The organism is Niastella sp., from assembly GCF_045805085.1.
Taxonomy (GTDB): domain Bacteria; phylum Bacteroidota; class Bacteroidia; order Chitinophagales; family Chitinophagaceae; genus Niastella.
On record NZ_JBJMLX010000515.1, the window covers coordinates 1 to 15,274 of the forward strand.

At 44.5% G+C, this 15,274-nt stretch carries 12 protein-coding genes; 8 read left to right on the forward strand and 4 right to left on the reverse strand.

The window, feature by feature from the left end; all coding sequences use genetic code 11:
* Positions 1-436: 436 nt before the first annotated feature.
* A complete protein-coding gene (locus tag ACJ751_RS26880) occupies positions 437-952 on the reverse strand; it encodes a YdeI/OmpD-associated family protein (RefSeq protein WP_407748630.1) in 516 nt (171 codons plus the stop codon).
* Between the two features lie 109 nt (positions 953-1,061).
* Here ACJ751_RS26880 and ACJ751_RS26885 point away from each other — a divergent pair, with 109 nt between their 5' ends.
* From ACJ751_RS26885 to ACJ751_RS26895, 3 genes are read left to right on the forward strand one after another with little or no spacing between them, the layout of a single operon-like run.
* Entirely contained in the window at positions 1,062-2,315 is a 1,254-nt protein-coding gene (locus ACJ751_RS26885; RefSeq protein ID WP_407748631.1) for an ectonucleotide pyrophosphatase/phosphodiesterase, read from the forward strand.
* A gap of 42 nt (positions 2,316-2,357) precedes the next feature.
* A complete protein-coding gene (locus ACJ751_RS26890) occupies positions 2,358-3,221 on the forward strand; it encodes a flavin monoamine oxidase family protein (RefSeq protein ID WP_407748632.1) in 864 nt (287 codons plus the stop codon).
* A gap of 32 nt (positions 3,222-3,253) precedes the next feature.
* Complete coding sequence (locus ACJ751_RS26895; protein ID WP_407748633.1) at positions 3,254-3,622, forward strand: FAD-dependent oxidoreductase; 369 nt, start codon at positions 3,254-3,256, stop codon at positions 3,620-3,622.
* Positions 3,623-5,104: 1,482 nt separating this feature from the next.
* Here the strand turns inward: ACJ751_RS26895 and ACJ751_RS26900 are convergent.
* Entirely contained in the window at positions 5,105-5,374 is a 270-nt protein-coding gene (locus ACJ751_RS26900; protein WP_407748634.1) for a hypothetical protein, read from the reverse strand.
* 368 nt (positions 5,375-5,742) lie between these two features.
* A complete protein-coding gene (locus tag ACJ751_RS26905) occupies positions 5,743-7,383 on the reverse strand; it encodes a murein L,D-transpeptidase (RefSeq protein WP_407748635.1) in 1,641 nt (546 codons plus the stop codon).
* 265 nt (positions 7,384-7,648) lie between these two features.
* On the opposite strand from ACJ751_RS26905, the gene ACJ751_RS26910 reads away from it, so the two are divergent.
* Entirely contained in the window at positions 7,649-9,487 is a 1,839-nt protein-coding gene (locus tag ACJ751_RS26910) for a gamma-glutamyltransferase family protein (RefSeq protein WP_407748636.1), read from the forward strand.
* A gap of 326 nt (positions 9,488-9,813) precedes the next feature.
* Here the strand turns inward: ACJ751_RS26910 and ACJ751_RS26915 are convergent, their stop codons facing one another.
* Positions 9,814-10,239 carry a TerB family tellurite resistance protein gene (locus ACJ751_RS26915; protein ID WP_407748637.1) on the reverse strand — a complete coding sequence of 142 codons (426 nt, stop codon included), beginning with the start codon at positions 10,237-10,239 and terminating at the stop codon, positions 9,814-9,816.
* Positions 10,240-10,662: 423 nt separating this feature from the next.
* Between ACJ751_RS26915 and ACJ751_RS26920 the strand changes: the two genes are divergently transcribed.
* The 4 genes from ACJ751_RS26920 to ACJ751_RS26935 all read left to right on the forward strand — a co-directional run.
* Positions 10,663-11,274, forward strand: a complete 612-nt coding sequence (locus ACJ751_RS26920) for an RNA polymerase sigma factor (RefSeq protein WP_407748638.1) — start codon at positions 10,663-10,665, stop codon at positions 11,272-11,274.
* Positions 11,275-11,732: 458 nt separating this feature from the next.
* The gene (locus ACJ751_RS26925) at positions 11,733-12,314 is read left to right on the forward strand and encodes an RNA polymerase sigma factor (protein ID WP_407748639.1); all 582 of its coding nucleotides are present in this window, start codon (positions 11,733-11,735) and stop codon (positions 12,312-12,314) included.
* A gap of 59 nt (positions 12,315-12,373) precedes the next feature.
* Positions 12,374-13,501 carry a FecR family protein gene (locus tag ACJ751_RS26930; RefSeq protein ID WP_407748640.1) on the forward strand — a complete coding sequence of 376 codons (1,128 nt, stop codon included), beginning with the start codon at positions 12,374-12,376 and terminating at the stop codon, positions 13,499-13,501.
* 287 nt (positions 13,502-13,788) lie between these two features.
* Positions 13,789-15,274, forward strand: a 1,486-nt coding sequence (locus tag ACJ751_RS26935) for a TonB-dependent receptor plug domain-containing protein (RefSeq protein WP_407748641.1), incomplete at its 3' end; no start/stop codon positions are given.

Here is a 15,274-nt window from a genome sequence, read left to right on the forward strand (position 1 = left end):
AGGGAGAGTAATTAAATACTGCAAGGAGATTAATGCTACCCGGAGCACGTAACAGGCTTGCTGTTGGTTTTTCCGGCTTCCATTGTCTGACCATATCATGTAACAGTAGACCCTGTACATAGGATATGGTTATTGTACAAATGAAAGTAAGTAGAATTATATACATCATAGGGTATTAGTATGCTGCGGCAAATTAGTAAATTAACTAATTTAAATACAGTGAAAAGGTTTTTTTATTATAAAAAGATCGGTTTATTAATAATAGTTTACATACAAATTCCATCGAAATAGTACTTATTCCGATATAATGATATAACGCAGAATTTTACCCGGCAGTATATCCGGGTTGAAATATGTTACAATAATTTAGCTTGCTTAATCGCTTAGTACGTTCGTTTTGAAGCAGTAAACATTAATGCGTTTGGGTAAGCGGCTTTTATAATCCGTCTTTTTCCGCCTTGGCGGCCCTCATCATTTCAGGATAACCCCAGCCCTTTGCCAGCGCTTTCATGGACATAGTGAGGCGTTTGGTTTTGGTGGCTTCGGTTTTGGCGCTTTCTATCCAGGTGCTGAAGTAGCGTTGATGGCCTTTGGTTAATTTATCCCAACCGGCTTTTGCTTCAGGATCGTCCTGTAAACAGGCCAGCAGGTCGGCATCAGTTGGTTTTTCGGTTTTATCTTCCTGTAACTGTACTTTTACCATTGCACCTTTACGTTTTCCAATGCCTTTTCGCATGTTGGCATTTACAGCCAGAATAAACCGGCCACCGCCCATAGGTATGAGGGCTACACTTTTTATGGAGAAATTGTCCAGTTTACCTTTAACGCGAAACGACTTCTTATTACCGGGTTTTAATTTCTCAGCCAGGTCAGCCGGAATTTCAATGTAGGTCCAGCCTGTTTTTTCACCCTGGTCGGCAAATTGTAATAATGTGGTGGTAAAGGAGATCATGTTGGTGCTAATATATAAAAAAATGCTGTAGTCATGTTCCCGTTGATTTCAAAATGCCTTAATACATAGTAGCTGTAACATAGTTACTTTTGCAAACAAACAAAACCACATGCGAGTCATTACTGCCCTTATCATTTTGTTCTTCCCAGCCTGGCTGATGGCCCAGGCAGATATTACCCAGCATATAGTACCCGGCCGCAGTAACAGTAAGCAACAGCAGCAAAAGCCGTATGTAATACTTATATCAGTAGATGGGTTGCGGTACGACCTGGTTGATAAATTCCACGCCACCCATTTGCAGCAACTGCGCGGCAATGGGGTAGCGGCCAAAGCCATGATCCCATCGTATCCCTCGTTGACGTTTCCCAATCACTATACACTGGTAACCGGTTTGTATCCTGCGCATCACGGACTGGTTGATAATGCTTTTTACGATAAAAAAAGAAACGAGACCTATCGCCTCGGAAACCGCAAGGCGGTGGAAGACAGCAGCTGGTATGGCGGTACGCCTTTATGGGTGCTGGCCGAACAACAGCAAATGGTTACGGCCAGTTTTTATTGGGTAGGTTCTGAATCGGCGGTAAAAGGTGTTCGACCTACTTATTATTATCGCTTTAGCGATTCTATTGAAATGGATACCCGCATTCAGGCAGTAAAAAACTGGTTGACCCTGCCCGAAGACAAGCGGCCGCACCTAATCACCTTTTATATGCCGCAGGTAGATCATGAAGAACATATGTATGGCCCCGAATCGAACCAGGCGGAAGCAGCGGTGCATTTTATTGATGAATGCGTTGATAAAATGGTGCGGATGACCGACTCGCTAAAACTTCCCCTTAATTATATTTTACTCAGCGACCATGGCATGATCACGGCAGACACGGTACATCAGCTGTCCATGCCTTCGGCCATCGATACTACCAGGTTCAAAATACCAGATGGGGATGTGTTGGTACATTTGTATGCCAATGAAACCAAAGACGTACAGCCTGCTTATTCCGCTTTGAAACAACAGGCGGTTGATTATGATGTGTACCTGGCGAATGACATTCCGGCCCGCTGGCATTATGGCGCCAAAGACGATTATTACCAACGCATCGGCGATATGATCCTGGTGCCCCACGCCCCCAAATCATTCAATTTCCGGCACAGGAAAAGCCTGATAGGAAAGCATGGGTTCGATAATGCCCTCCCCGAAATGCAGGCCACGTTTTATGCCTGGGGACCGGCGTTTAAAAGTAAATTGCAGATCCCGGCTTTTGAGAACGTGCATGTGTATCCGTTGGTAGCTCGTATTTTAGGGCTTACGATCACGGAAAAGATCGATGGTTCGTTGGAAGTACTACAGCCTGTTTTGAGGTAGGCAGTAGGCAGGCGGGACATTTAAATCACATAAGTCTAATTTATGCAAGAAGTAATTATAGTAGGAGCAGGGGCTACCGGATTAATGGCTGCCCGAAAACTATCAGCAGCTGGCCATGCTGTAAGGTTGCTGGAATCGAATGATCGCATTGGCGGCCGGATACATACCATTCAACCGCCCGGTTTTTTAAAACCCATTGAAGAAGGCGCGGAGTTTTTGCATGGCAAACTGCCGCTGACCATGGAGCTGTTGAAAGAAGCGGGGGTACCATACCAGCCGGTAAGCGGCAATATGGTGCGGGTTCAACATGGTGAATGGTCGACCCAGGACGAATTTATTGCCGGTTGGGATGAATTGATGGACCGGATGGCAGACTTAAAAAACGATCTGACCCTGGCCGATTTCCTGCAACAATATTTCAGCGATGAAAAGTATGCACTATTGCGCCAATCGGCACAACGCTTTGCCGAGGGGTTCGATGTGGCCGAGCCTGCTGAGGTAAGTGTATTTGGGCTGCGCGATGAATGGAGCCATGAGGAAGAAGAGCAATACCGGATCCCCGGTGGCTATTCACCGCTGATGGAATATTTGCAAAAAGCAAGTATGGCGGATGGCTGTAGCGTTCATACTTCCTGCACGGTAAAAACCATTCGCTGGCAACCCGGGCAGGTGGAAGTGGCAACTGCCGATGGACAAGTATTCACCGCACAAAAGATCATCATCACGTTGCCATTGGGCGTATTGCAGGCTACGCCGAAACACAGTACGGCCATTTCTTTTGACCCGGCCATCAGCGCGCAAACCCAGGCGGTACAGCAAATCGGATTCGGATCGGTGGTAAAAGTGATCCTTCAATTTTCAGAACGTTTCTGGTTGCGATATAAAAAGATATCGGTTTTATTTTAAGCGAAGAGGCCATCCCAACCTGGTGGACGCATTTGCCCGATACCGACGCCGTTCTCACCGGCTGGCTTGGCGGACCAAAAACTGCCCGATACACAAATGCAGATAACAATACTGTTCTGCAAGACGCCCTGCAATCCCTGGCGAATATCTTTTCAATGCCGGTTAATGAAATAGGATCATTGGTAACAGCATCACACATTGCAAAGTGGCAAAACAACCCGGCTAGTTTGGGCGCGTATAGTTATAATAAATTGTTTACTACCGATGCACGCGCCTTATTAAACAAACCTGTTCAGGATACTTTGTATTTCGCAGGCGAAGGGTTGTATGATGGAATAAACGGAGGTACTGTTGAAGCGGCTTTACAATCTGCGGTAGATGTGGTTAAGTTATTGAGTTAACAGCTAAATTATATCGTAGAATTACTATCTAAACCAAAAGCTTGATTATCCCGTATAGTTGTTTGGCTATTAATTAACAAGTGGCAAGCATTTTGTTATATAGTGGTCGACTATTTGTTACCTATGAAGAAGATTGGTGAGGCAACTATTCTGATTGTAGCGGATGTAATTCCTTTTGTACCATTTTCCATCCGTTCTTTATTTTTTCTGTAGCAGATCAATTGTATATGAAGAACAATCTTCTTTAAGGAAGAACTATTCACCGGATAGTATCTTCTGTAGTCACGCCTATTTTGAATATCCCCTTTAGAATGTCAGTCAAATTATTTATTGCCATAACGGTATTATATGAATACCGGGTAAAGTCTTTTGTTTAATCCATACTCCTTACCTCGGGCGTAGTAGCCGGCAGAGAGTCGGCTACCCGGCTTGCTACGCCCAAATGTTTAATTGTATTCTTTACAATAAACGCTTTAACGACCAACATGTAAGAAGGCTGTCTCAGCACTAAGAGGCAGCCTTTCTTAATTTTTTGCCATGAGGTTCATTCCGTCAACAAAAAAAGCCGACTCAGGATTATTGTAGAGCCAGCTTTTCATATATGTATGTGTACTGCGAAGACAGAGTAAAATTGTAATCATTTATTTACTTAAGAAGCCGTCAATACCAATATAAATACAGGCAGCCACAAAAGTGGTAATCAAAAACACCACAAAGGTGATCAATGCTATGTTTTCTGAATTCCTATATATGTCATTACTACTACTATTGCTATTTGTATGTGCCGGTTTCATAGTTTAATGTTTCGTATATACATTTAAAAAGAATGCCCCGGTCATGTCTTATTGAACATCAATGATTTAGTAAATAAAAGTGTGGAAAAGTTTGGCCAAATGCAATGAAAACGCAAAACTGGGAAAGGCCGTGGGCAGGAGGGAAAGGCAAAGAGGCAGCCGGAAGAAGGTAGAAAGCAGAGATGAAAAGCCAAGGCAAGGGAGTTTTATGTTTAAAGTTCAAAGTTTAAGTTTTTTAGTTCTTTAGTTTTGAGGTTATAAGCCCATGCTCGAATTTGTCGGAAAATGGAATGTGCAAGCTGCATCCGCCGGAGGCGAACAACCCAAAACTTTGAGCTTACAACGTTCAACATCCCAGGAACTTAACAACTAATAAGCAAAATAAACTCAATAACTTAAAAATCAACCCCTTGGGAACAGAGCATTCAAAACCTTGAACGCTGAACCTGGACCAGGAACTAACAAACTCAGAATCTAATAACTTAATAACCAAGCCCATCGGAACAAAGAACCTTCAACTTTAAACTTGAACTTAAAACTTTCAACCCAATAAAGTCCCCTGGTATAACCGGCTTACAGTTATACATATAAAAACGATCAACTAAATACTTAGCTAACATAACACGCCTGATGCTCCCGGCTTATGCGGGACCAGGCTTTGAGGGGGAAAGCAGCATTCAGGTGCGGCTTACATACTACGCAACTCTTCCTCTATCAGGTCGTGGAAAGTGTTCTCTTTATCCATCACCCAGGTTGGCAGTTGCTGTGGCTGTATTTTCCAAATGTCTTGTTCCTTTTGCATGCGAAACAGGATACGGTTACCTCTGTCATCGCTTACATCCACGGTAAATAATCCTTCATTGGGTCCGCCCAATTTCCTGAAATTAAACTCCTTCAACCGTCCATTCACTTTCACCAACTTGGTGAAGTGGATATTTTTCTTTACTTCAATTCGCATAGTCCAAAGTATATAACAAGTGAAACACAAAGTTATGAGCAATTCTCATGCTACAATTATAAAAAAACACTAATTAATTTATTTTTTATCGGCTACACACCGCAGCCCGCCTGCATTTTACGCAGCACTTTATTTTTTAGATCGTCAATAAGCGGTAATAATGTCACCTTGTTTGTTGTATACTTTATTACTCACTTGTAATAAAACGGTTTAGGAAGTCAGTTAGTAAGCTGCATAGTTTGTCAGTTCATCAATAAACTTCTTACTAGTGAACTTTCTGCCCCTTATAGTGTATCGATTACCTCTTTCGGCTTTATGCTTTTGGCTTTCTGCCCTCTGCCAGTCACATTACTACTCTCAAACACCACTTATTGAAACAACATGTTTTTTACCTTCTTATCATGCCCATACACATCTTCCCTGAAGTTTAAGCGCCCTTCCTCATCCACCCAGGCGGTATAGTAAGTGATAAATACTTCTGCCTTGTCTTTCATCTTTACCACTTTCGGTTCTTTGCCATTCATGGCATCCGATATTTTAGTGGCGTCCCAGTCAGGATCATTGCGTAAAAGATACTCGGCCATCTTCTGGGCATCGGCCAGGCGAATGCAACCATGACTGAACGCGCGTTTCGATTGGTTGAATAAACTCTTGGCCGGCGTATCGTGCAGGTAAATATCAAAGCTGTTGGGAAACAGGAACTTTACCTTGCCCAATGCATTTTTATCTCCAGGCAGCTGCCTGATGTCGGGGACACCATCGCCATCTTTATCGCCCTGGTCCTCCATTTCGTTCTCTTCCAGGTAATGTTTGTTCTTTTCTATCTCGGGTAAGATCTCATTGGTCACTATCTTCGGCGGAATATTCCAGTAGGGGGCAAAAACGATCTGGTTAATAGTGCCGGTGAACTGCGTGGTGCTGTGCCCATCCTTGCCCACCACCACATTCATATCGAATTCCTTTTTGCCATTTTCAAATAAGTGTAAAATAAATTCCGGAATATTTATGATAATGAGGGTGCCATTGGGTTGGGAAGGCATCCAGCGCATGCGGCCCATATTGATCAGGATCTGTTCTATGCGGTCACGCAGGGGTACGTTCATTTCAGCGATCAGTTCCTTGCCCAGCGTGCCGGTGCCCTTCATGCCGAATCGTTCCTGGATATGCGTTATGGCTTCTGCCAGGGTGTCGTTGAATAGCCTGGAGGTATCATTGCCTGGCAGGTCGCCGGTCATTTGCAGGTACTGTTTTACCACGGGAACGTGCGGCGATGATTTTCCTTTCTTCAATGATCGCGCCTCTTCGGGAATGGCAGGCAGGGTGCCGCGTTTGTTCAGGTCCACATATTTCTGCAACTGCCCCTTTAATAACTTATAGCTGGCATTGATGTCATCGAAATATTTATTGTCTTTATGCTTTTTCGAAAGCAGGGAATCAGCCAGTTGAATGGGATCGGTCTTTTTAGCGGGCACGAACCGTTCCAACTCTTTCCGCTTTACATATCCCTTCTCAAAATTCCGGGAGGCGTATTTAAGCAGGCTGTGGGTAAGCCGCAGTTCGGTTTGACGCATGGTTTTGTCGCTGGCGCTTACAGTAAAGCTATCAGTCACCAGGCGATTCATTTGTTTTTCAAGGGTTTTGTTCACCAGGGAGGTGTCGCCTGAGGTGGTGAGATAATGATCGAACAGGTTCCAGAAGGCCTGGGCTTCCTCGGTAAATCCATCGCTATTGAACCAGGCATACTGGTAATTACGGGAGTTGTAAAAACTAATCATACGGTTGGCCACCGAGTCGGCCACATGATGACGCGCAATAAAATCATCCAGGGAGGCGCTGTCGAGAAACAGGTCGGAGTACGAGTTGGTTTTTGTTATACTATAGTCGCGGCTGGAAATGTTCTTTGGGGCATTGGGCCCGCCTTCACTTTCCTCGTTTTTTTTATCCTCGGCATTGTTTAAACAGCCAGCCAGTGGTAGGGTAACCAGTAAAAAATAGAAGAGGTATTTCATGGTTCATAGCAAATGAAATCTTATACCATCGGAATTTTGGGCGCTTCTTTTCTAAATAGATAGTTATCAATTGTATGTAGAATCCGTTTGATCCATTGTTTAATAAATGGTGTGGAATTGATTCTACACTGTCTGAACTGGGATTGATGGGATGGATGGGATGAATGGGATGTTTTGCTGGGAGTCTGCCTCGTCCCAGCCATCCCAAACATCCCACTTATCCCAGTTCAGACTTATCTTTAGTAAATCAAAACAAACACATCATATGAGAAAATTCATGGTGCTCACTTGTTGTTTGTGCCGGCTTCTGTCATTGCAGGCGCAGCAAACACAAAAACCTCCCTTACACGCTAAAAACTGGCTGGCCATAACCGGCAAACCACTGGCGGCAACCGCCGGCGCTGCCATCTTTCAAAAAGGCGGCAATGCCGTGGATGCAGCCTGCGCCATGATCGCAGCCACCTGCACCATGTGGGATGTGCTGAGCTGGGGTGGCGAAACCCAGGCCCTCATTTATAACCCGCATACGGGAAAAGTCATTGGCATCAATGCCCTGGGTGTGGCGCCCACAGGGGCAACGCCAGAATATTTTAAAAGCAAAGGCATACATTATGTGCCGGAGTATGGTCCGTTGGCAGCGGTAACGCCCGGTACGCCCGGTGGTATTTGCACCATGCTGGCCGAATATGGCACCATGAGCCTGAAAGAGGTATTGACGCCCGCGATGCAAATGGCGGCCGGTTATCCCATTGAAGCGCAAACCGCCAATAGCATGGAGCGCGGAAAAGAACGGATAAAACAATGGCCTTATTCAAAAGCTGTTTTTTTACCGCATGCGGGTCAGGAACGCGAAGCGCCGGAAGCAGGTGAAATTTTTAAACAGACCGATCTGTTGGAGACCTTGCGTAAAATGGTGGAGTCGGAACAGCAGGCATTGAAAAAAGGCAAAAGCCGCAAAGAGGCGATCTATGCGGCGTACGCCCGGTTCTACACCGGTGATATCGCCAAAGAATTTGTACGGGGCTGCCAGGAGCAGGGTGGTTTAATTACTGAAGCAGACCTGGCCAAATGGAAAGTTCAGATTGAAGAACCCATGAGTGTTAATTATAAAGGTGTAGAAGTATATAAATTAAAACAGTGGACGCAAGGGCCTGCCATGCTGCAGATGCTGAACATACTGGAGAATTTCGATCTGAAAAGCATGGGTTATAATTCGGCCCGCTATATTCATACCGTAACCCAGGCCATGCAACTGGCTTTTGCCGACCGCGATTTTTATTATGGTGATCCTTATTTCGCACCGGAAGAACCGATGAAAGGATTGTTGTCGAAAGAATACGCAAAGGAGCGGGCCAAATTGATCAACCCGGCTAAAAACCTGTCGCCGGCCCTGCCTGGCGATCCTTATCCGTTTGAAGGAAAAACCAATCCCTTTACTGGTTATTTACAACAATGGCGCAGCAACAAACCGCTGGCTTATACTCCGCCCGATGAAAAATACATGGAGAAACTCTGGCTGGGTACTACTTCGGTAGAAGCGGCTGATTCTGCAGGCTGGGTTGTTTCGGTTACACCCAGCGGCGGCTGGTTGCCTGCCTGCATAGCGGGTCGTACCGGAGTAGGCATGAGCCAGCGCATGCAAAGCTTTGTGTTGGATTCGGTACTGGATCCCTTTAATGTGGTGGAACCAGGTAAACACCCTCGTGTAACGCTTACCCCCACACTGGCCATGAAAGATGGCAAGCCTTATTTATCTTTTGCCGTACAGGGCGGCGATACCCAGGACCAGAACCTGCTGCAGTTCTTTTTAAATGTTACCGAGTTTGGTATGACCGTTCAGGAAGCAGTGGAAGCGCCGAATGTTAATACCAATCAATTATACCTGTCATTAGGTGGCGAAGACCGTACACCCAAACCGGGTTCATTACTCGTAAACAGCAACACGCCCGACTGGATACGCCGCGAGCTGATAAAGATGGGTTATAAGCTTATGTATGAGGATCGTACAAGCGGGCCAGTGAATGCTATTTACTTCGATAGCAGGCATGGAACCATGTGGGGCGGGTCAAGTAATCATGGAGAAGATTATGGGGTTGGCTGGTAGTGAAATCGTGGAAAATTAACTACATATCATGCTGTTACACATACGATATGAACCTATAAAGCACTGGCATAATTTTGTTGTTAATGGATTTATAAAATGCAGATTTTGGGTTGTTGAATAGGTGTGAGATAAAAAAACAAAATGGTTGCCGAATGAAATCAATTCAAAAATAACGCATGGAAGAATAGAGATGTGGTAGCACGCCGGGTGCCTGGATAGGCATCCGGCTTTTTTTGGTTAATGGCCAATAGTTAATGGTGAATACCTCGCCATTAACGCTATAACTAATTCGAAAATCAAAAATTTCGTGAGGTGACCATTGACGATCAAAATCCTTTTTCAATTAATACCTTATTTCGCTGAATCATTAGTCGCTCTATCAGGTCCTGCTCCGTATCGCCGATATTCAGCAGATTGCCAATGCGGGCAAGCAGTTGTTGTTCTTCTCCGCTGATATTACCATCGGCAGCGCACAACTCAATACACCAGGAAAGCAGGGCCAGGTCGTTACCCGATTTAATGATGCTAATCAGGTATTTCAGGTAAATGTCTTCATCGGTAATGCTGTTTTGGTACGACTTGAACTTGCGCATTTCGTCCTTGAAGTTAAGTTTCTTTTGCAGGCCTATGGAAACGAGTTTGTCGGATATGTTGTTCAACTCAGCCTCATCAAATTTCCCATCTTTCATACAACAGTAATAAAACAGGTGACAAATCCCTTCTTCAGGAGCTTTAATTAATCCGGTATACATATGTTATTATTTTAGGAGAATGTTTCAACTATAATGCCAAGAGGGCAGAGGGCAAAGATGGGTTCGCGCTATGCCGGATGAACTCAATACTTTAGAACTCAAAAACTTCAGAACCCAATAAGTTAAGAACCTTTCTCTGCTTGCTGCCCTTCCAATGTTAATAAAGAAATTTACGAATTTTAAAAAAGATTGCCACGAAGAATTTTCCAATTTACTATATTTACTGACCCGCCTACGCCAAGGCTTCGGCGGGCAAAGCCCGCTTCCGTTAAAGTTTCTACGGGCGAAGCCTGCTTCCTTTAAAGCTTTGGCGTTCGAGACAAAGAGCAAATTGTTGCGCGAGGCCTGGTAAACAGGCAACCCTATCCCAGTCATCCCAACCATCCCAAACAATCCCAGTTCAGACAATTTTTAAAAATACCCATGACCCTGACACCCCGGAACCGAGATAGCATCACTGAATTTAAGGCTGGCCACTATATAATAGTGAAAGAATTGTATGAGGAACATTATGCGGCCCTGCTCGATTTTGCCTGTCAGTTAATTATTAATAAAGAAGAAGCGCATCATATTGTTCAGGAAACATTCATCAGGTTGCTCGGGATGCGGGACAGGTTCAATACACTCACCGATATTAAAGCCTTCCTGTATATAACGGTACGGAATAGCTGTTTGGTCTATATCAGGGCCGAAAAGGAAAATGAACCGGGTGGCAACGCTGCCTGGTACGATGAGGCGTTGATAGCGGCTGCCCGTTGTGAGGTGGCTGCCATCCGGGAAGATCTATTACACCAAATGCACGAACTCGTGCCGGAATTGCCGGCCCCCGAGCAAATTGTTTTCCGGTTGTTGTTTTACGATCGCCTGTCCACCCAGGAAGCGGCGGAAGAATCGGGGCTTACCGTGGTGATGATTACGCAACGCCGTATAAGCGCTATCAGGTTATTACGGGAAAAATTAATTACTTCCAATCTATTCTCGATCCCCCTCTTTATTTATTTCGTTGCTGTTTATTGCGGAAGAGAAAGTTATTGAGTTCTTTAGTTTGTTAGTTCCCGGGTTTTAACTGACAAACTAAAAAACTAACAAACTAACGAACTGTGATTCAATAAATATAAAACTATACCTTAATAGATACTATTATAGAAAATAGATTTCTTTCCTAACTTTTTAGATTAAACGTTTGTAAGTTTCAAAACTTTTTCACTACATTAGGTATTCGATCTGCTGTTAAAATAATCCTGTACAACGCGAAGACCCTAACGAAAAAGCCCAAAAGGCTGCCACGGAAGTGTACTATAATAGATCAACCCGTACCTGTTTAAGATCTTCTGTATTGCTTGTCATTATAAAACGGAATGTACAAATCATAACAACTCATTTCCGCGCCCGTCATGTTACAGTATGCTTCATTGCTGCTGCTATATGTTTATGTACCTGGTTGAAAGACTGGTATATAAAACTTAACTATTAATGGCATAAACCTTAAACGAATGGGTGCTGAAACAGACCATATCCTACTGCAAATGCTCAAAACCTCTGACCCGCAAGGGTTTAAAGCGTTATTCCAACGGTATTACAAAACGCTGTGCATACAGGCATACCTGTTATTACAGGATCAGGGTGAAGCTGAAGACCTGGTACAGGACGTTTTTGTAAAATTCTGGCAGGAACGAAAATTTGAGATTGTACAACAATCGCTGGGTTCTTACCTTACCACCATGGTGAAACATGCTGCTTTAAATTTGCTGAAGCATAAGAGCAGGGTTAACCGAAAAGAAAAGACTTACCAGGAGCGTATTGACATCATTGAAAATACCCACGTAATGGAGATCCAGGAAACCGCTCAAATGGTACAAAGTGTTATTGCTCAGTTGCCTGAGCAATGCAAACGTATTTTTGAGCTGGTTTGCGTGGAAGGCAAAAAGTACCAGGAGGCAGCTGCTATTGCCGGTGTAACCGTGAATACGGTTAAAACGCAGCTGCGACGGGCATTTGCAAAACTTCGGGAAAGTCTGCGCGACTATTATTATTTTACCGGTTTGTCACCTGTTTTGTATATTTTATTGTCTTAATATATTTAACACCCCCTGATGTTTTATTTAGCATACTTGCCATGAACAATTATATTGATATGAATGATGTCGAGCAACTCATAATAGATAAGCTGACGGGCCAAATTGGTGAGGAGGATGATTTAAGGCTGGAAGAGCTGATCGCACAGCACCAGGATGTTGAACAGTTATGGCAACAGATGCAACAGGTATATGCCATGCGCAAGGCTGTGAGTTTCGATCAATCATTTAATATGGAAAATGCCTGGGAGGCGTTACAACAAAAAATAAATATTCCTCAACCTGTAACTGAACCGGTTACAGATACGGTAGCTATTCCCATACGTAACAACAATACGCATTGGTGGCGGTATGGTATTGCTGCTGCTGTAGCAGGTATTATTATAGTTTCGCTGTTTTTGCTGATCGACAGCAACCGCAGCAAAATGACTATTTCCAAAGGTATACAGATCAAACTGGCAAATGGAAATATTGTTCATACTTCTCCGCAGGATTCTTTAGCCGGATGGATGAGCGAAGTACGCAAGGCCAACATCGCTCCCAGTGCTTTGAATACCGTAATGGTGCCTGCCGGTAAAAGATATACTTTTCAAATGTCTGATGGCAGTAAGGTTTGGATGAATTCGATCTCTACCTTACAATTCCCGTTATTATTTACCGAACCTGTACGCAACCTGGAATTAAAAGGCGAAGCCTATTTTAAAGTAGCGCACCAGGCCCGTCAGCCATTTACCGTACAGGTGAATGGGATCACCGTAACCGCATTGGGTACAGAATTCAATATTAAGTCGTATGATAAAGAATCCACGTACATTTCGCTGGTCACCGGATCGGTATCGGTAGAGAATGCGAGAGGTGAACGGATAATATTATTACCCGGTGAAGGGGTGGTTGCAGCCAACCGCAACAGTCCCTTACGCAAAGCACCATACGATGAAACAGCTGTACTGGGATGGATGCAGGGCGTTTACTTTTTTACCAATGAAAAGCTGCAACAAATCTCCGTTGTGGCTGAAAGATGGCTCGATATAGATATAGAATTAAAAGATCCCTCCCTGGCCGGTATCCACTTCACCGGCGCCCTTGATCGCAATAAACCCCTGAGCCACTTTTTTGGCATGTTAGCCTCCTCTGGAGATATTAGGTATGAAATCAAGGGAAGTAAGGTTTTTATTTTTCGTAAGTAGCTTTTAAGGCAAACGGCAGAAGGCAGACGGCAGACAGGAAAACCCTTCTGTAAAAGACTAATGCCCAATGGCGAAAGCCGAAAGCAAAAGCATTTCTGCCTTCTGCCGTCTGCCTTCTGCCATGAATGCTCCACCTTCCCCGGTTACCCCAAACCGTAAACCGCTGCTAATTATTTCAGCAATTCCCCTCATGTATAGAAGAAATAAAAATTAGTTAACCTGCTGTCACCCGAATTAAAAGAATGCTTGTCTAAATAGTATAACCGTTTTCAAAAACTAATTGTATTATGAGATTACCCTCCGGACGTTGTTCCCGCAATATCCGGGTAATGAAATTGTTTTGGCTATCCATTACCATTGTGGTTATCCTATCAACATTACCCTTATCCCTACTGGCTGTACCAAAACAGGAGTTCAAAGTAACACTACAGGCTAAACGCACTGAGTTAAGCAAGGTGTTCAATGAGATCCGCCGGCAAACCGGGTTTGTCGTTTTCTATAGCAACGACCTTTTTGATGATAAGGAAAAGATAAACGTAAACTTTATAGAAACCGGGTTGGATGATGTAATGCGTAGCCTGTTACGCGGCCGTTCGCTTGGGTATAAGATCGCTGAGAATTTCATCATCATTATCAGGGCGATCGATAAAAAGAAAGATACCAAAGCCGTTGTAACGCCACCCACTATTAGTCCGGCAACAGATACATTACCCGCTTATAAATTAAAAGGAAAAGTAACCGGCAAAGAGGAGGATGCACCACTGGGGAATGTGTCCGTGGAGAACCTCGATGACCACAAAGGCGTGTTCACCAATGGCAGGGGCGAGTTTACGATCAATGCGCAACCGGGTGACAGCATCCGGTTTTCGTACGTGGGAAAATCATCCCGGATAGTAATATATAAAGGACAATCTTTCTTACCGGTTGAACTAATCAATGAAGAAGAGCACGTGCTGAGTGAAGTGATCGTTACCGGTTTTCAGAATATCGATAAGAACAAGTTTGCCGGCGCCGCCGCGCGCCTGAAGGCCGATGAGATCAAGCTGCAGGGCGTGGCCGATGTTAGCCGCATGCTCGAAGGCCGGGCCGCCGGTGTGAGCATTCAAAACGTTTCGGGCACATTTGGCACCGCACCCAAAATACGGGTGCGCGGAGCTACCTCTATAAATGGCGATAACAAACCATTGTGGGTGGTAGATGGTGTTGTGTTGGAAGACATCGTAAACATCTCCAACGACCAGCTGTCGAGCGGTGACCCAACCACCTTGTTAGGATCGGCAGTAGCAGGATTAAATGCCAACGACATTGAGACCTTTGATATTTTAAAAGATGCATCGGCAACGGCGCTGTATGGCGCCCGGGCCATGAATGGGGTAGTGGTGATCACAACCAAAAGAGGCAAGGCCGGCCGCTTATCGGTTAATTATACCGGTAATTACAGCACCCAGTTGAAACCGGTTTACAACGATTTCAACATCATGAACTCTGCGGAGCAAATGTCGGTGCTGGCCGAGCTGGAACGAAAAGGGATACTTAGTCCAAATATACTCGATGGAGCCGACAACGGCGTATACGGTAAGCTATACGACCTGATGAACGGTACTAATGGAAACTTTCCGTTGGAAAATACGGCTGAAGCACGCAAGGCTTTTTTAACCCGTTATGCGATGGCCAATACCGATTGGTTCGATGTGTTGTTCCGGAACAATTTTGTGCAGGAGCATTCGCTGAGTGTTTCTTCCGGAACAGATAAATCGCAGTCGTATTTTTCAA

Bases quoted from the DNA above. Each gene is read 5' to 3' on its own strand.
- ACJ751_RS26925 (WP_407748639.1), top strand. From the start codon at position 11,733: ATGGGTGCTGAAACAGACCATATCCTACTGCAAATGCTCAAAACCTCT.
- ACJ751_RS26930 (WP_407748640.1), top strand. From the start codon at position 12,374: ATGAATGATGTCGAGCAACTCATAATAGATAAGCTGACGGGCCAAATT.
- ACJ751_RS26905 (WP_407748635.1), bottom strand. From the start codon at position 7,383: ATGAAATACCTCTTCTATTTTTTACTGGTTACCCTACCACTGGCTGGC.
- ACJ751_RS26910 (WP_407748636.1), top strand. From the start codon at position 7,649: ATGAGAAAATTCATGGTGCTCACTTGTTGTTTGTGCCGGCTTCTGTCA.
- ACJ751_RS26890 (WP_407748632.1), top strand. From the start codon at position 2,358: ATGCAAGAAGTAATTATAGTAGGAGCAGGGGCTACCGGATTAATGGCT.
- ACJ751_RS26920 (WP_407748638.1), top strand. From the start codon at position 10,663: ATGACCCTGACACCCCGGAACCGAGATAGCATCACTGAATTTAAGGCT.
- ACJ751_RS26915 (WP_407748637.1), bottom strand. From the start codon at position 10,239: ATGTATACCGGATTAATTAAAGCTCCTGAAGAAGGGATTTGTCACCTG.
- ACJ751_RS26885 (WP_407748631.1), top strand. From the start codon at position 1,062: ATGCGAGTCATTACTGCCCTTATCATTTTGTTCTTCCCAGCCTGGCTG.
- ACJ751_RS26900 (WP_407748634.1), bottom strand. From the start codon at position 5,374: ATGCGAATTGAAGTAAAGAAAAATATCCACTTCACCAAGTTGGTGAAA.
- ACJ751_RS26880 (WP_407748630.1), bottom strand. From the start codon at position 952: ATGATCTCCTTTACCACCACATTATTACAATTTGCCGACCAGGGTGAA.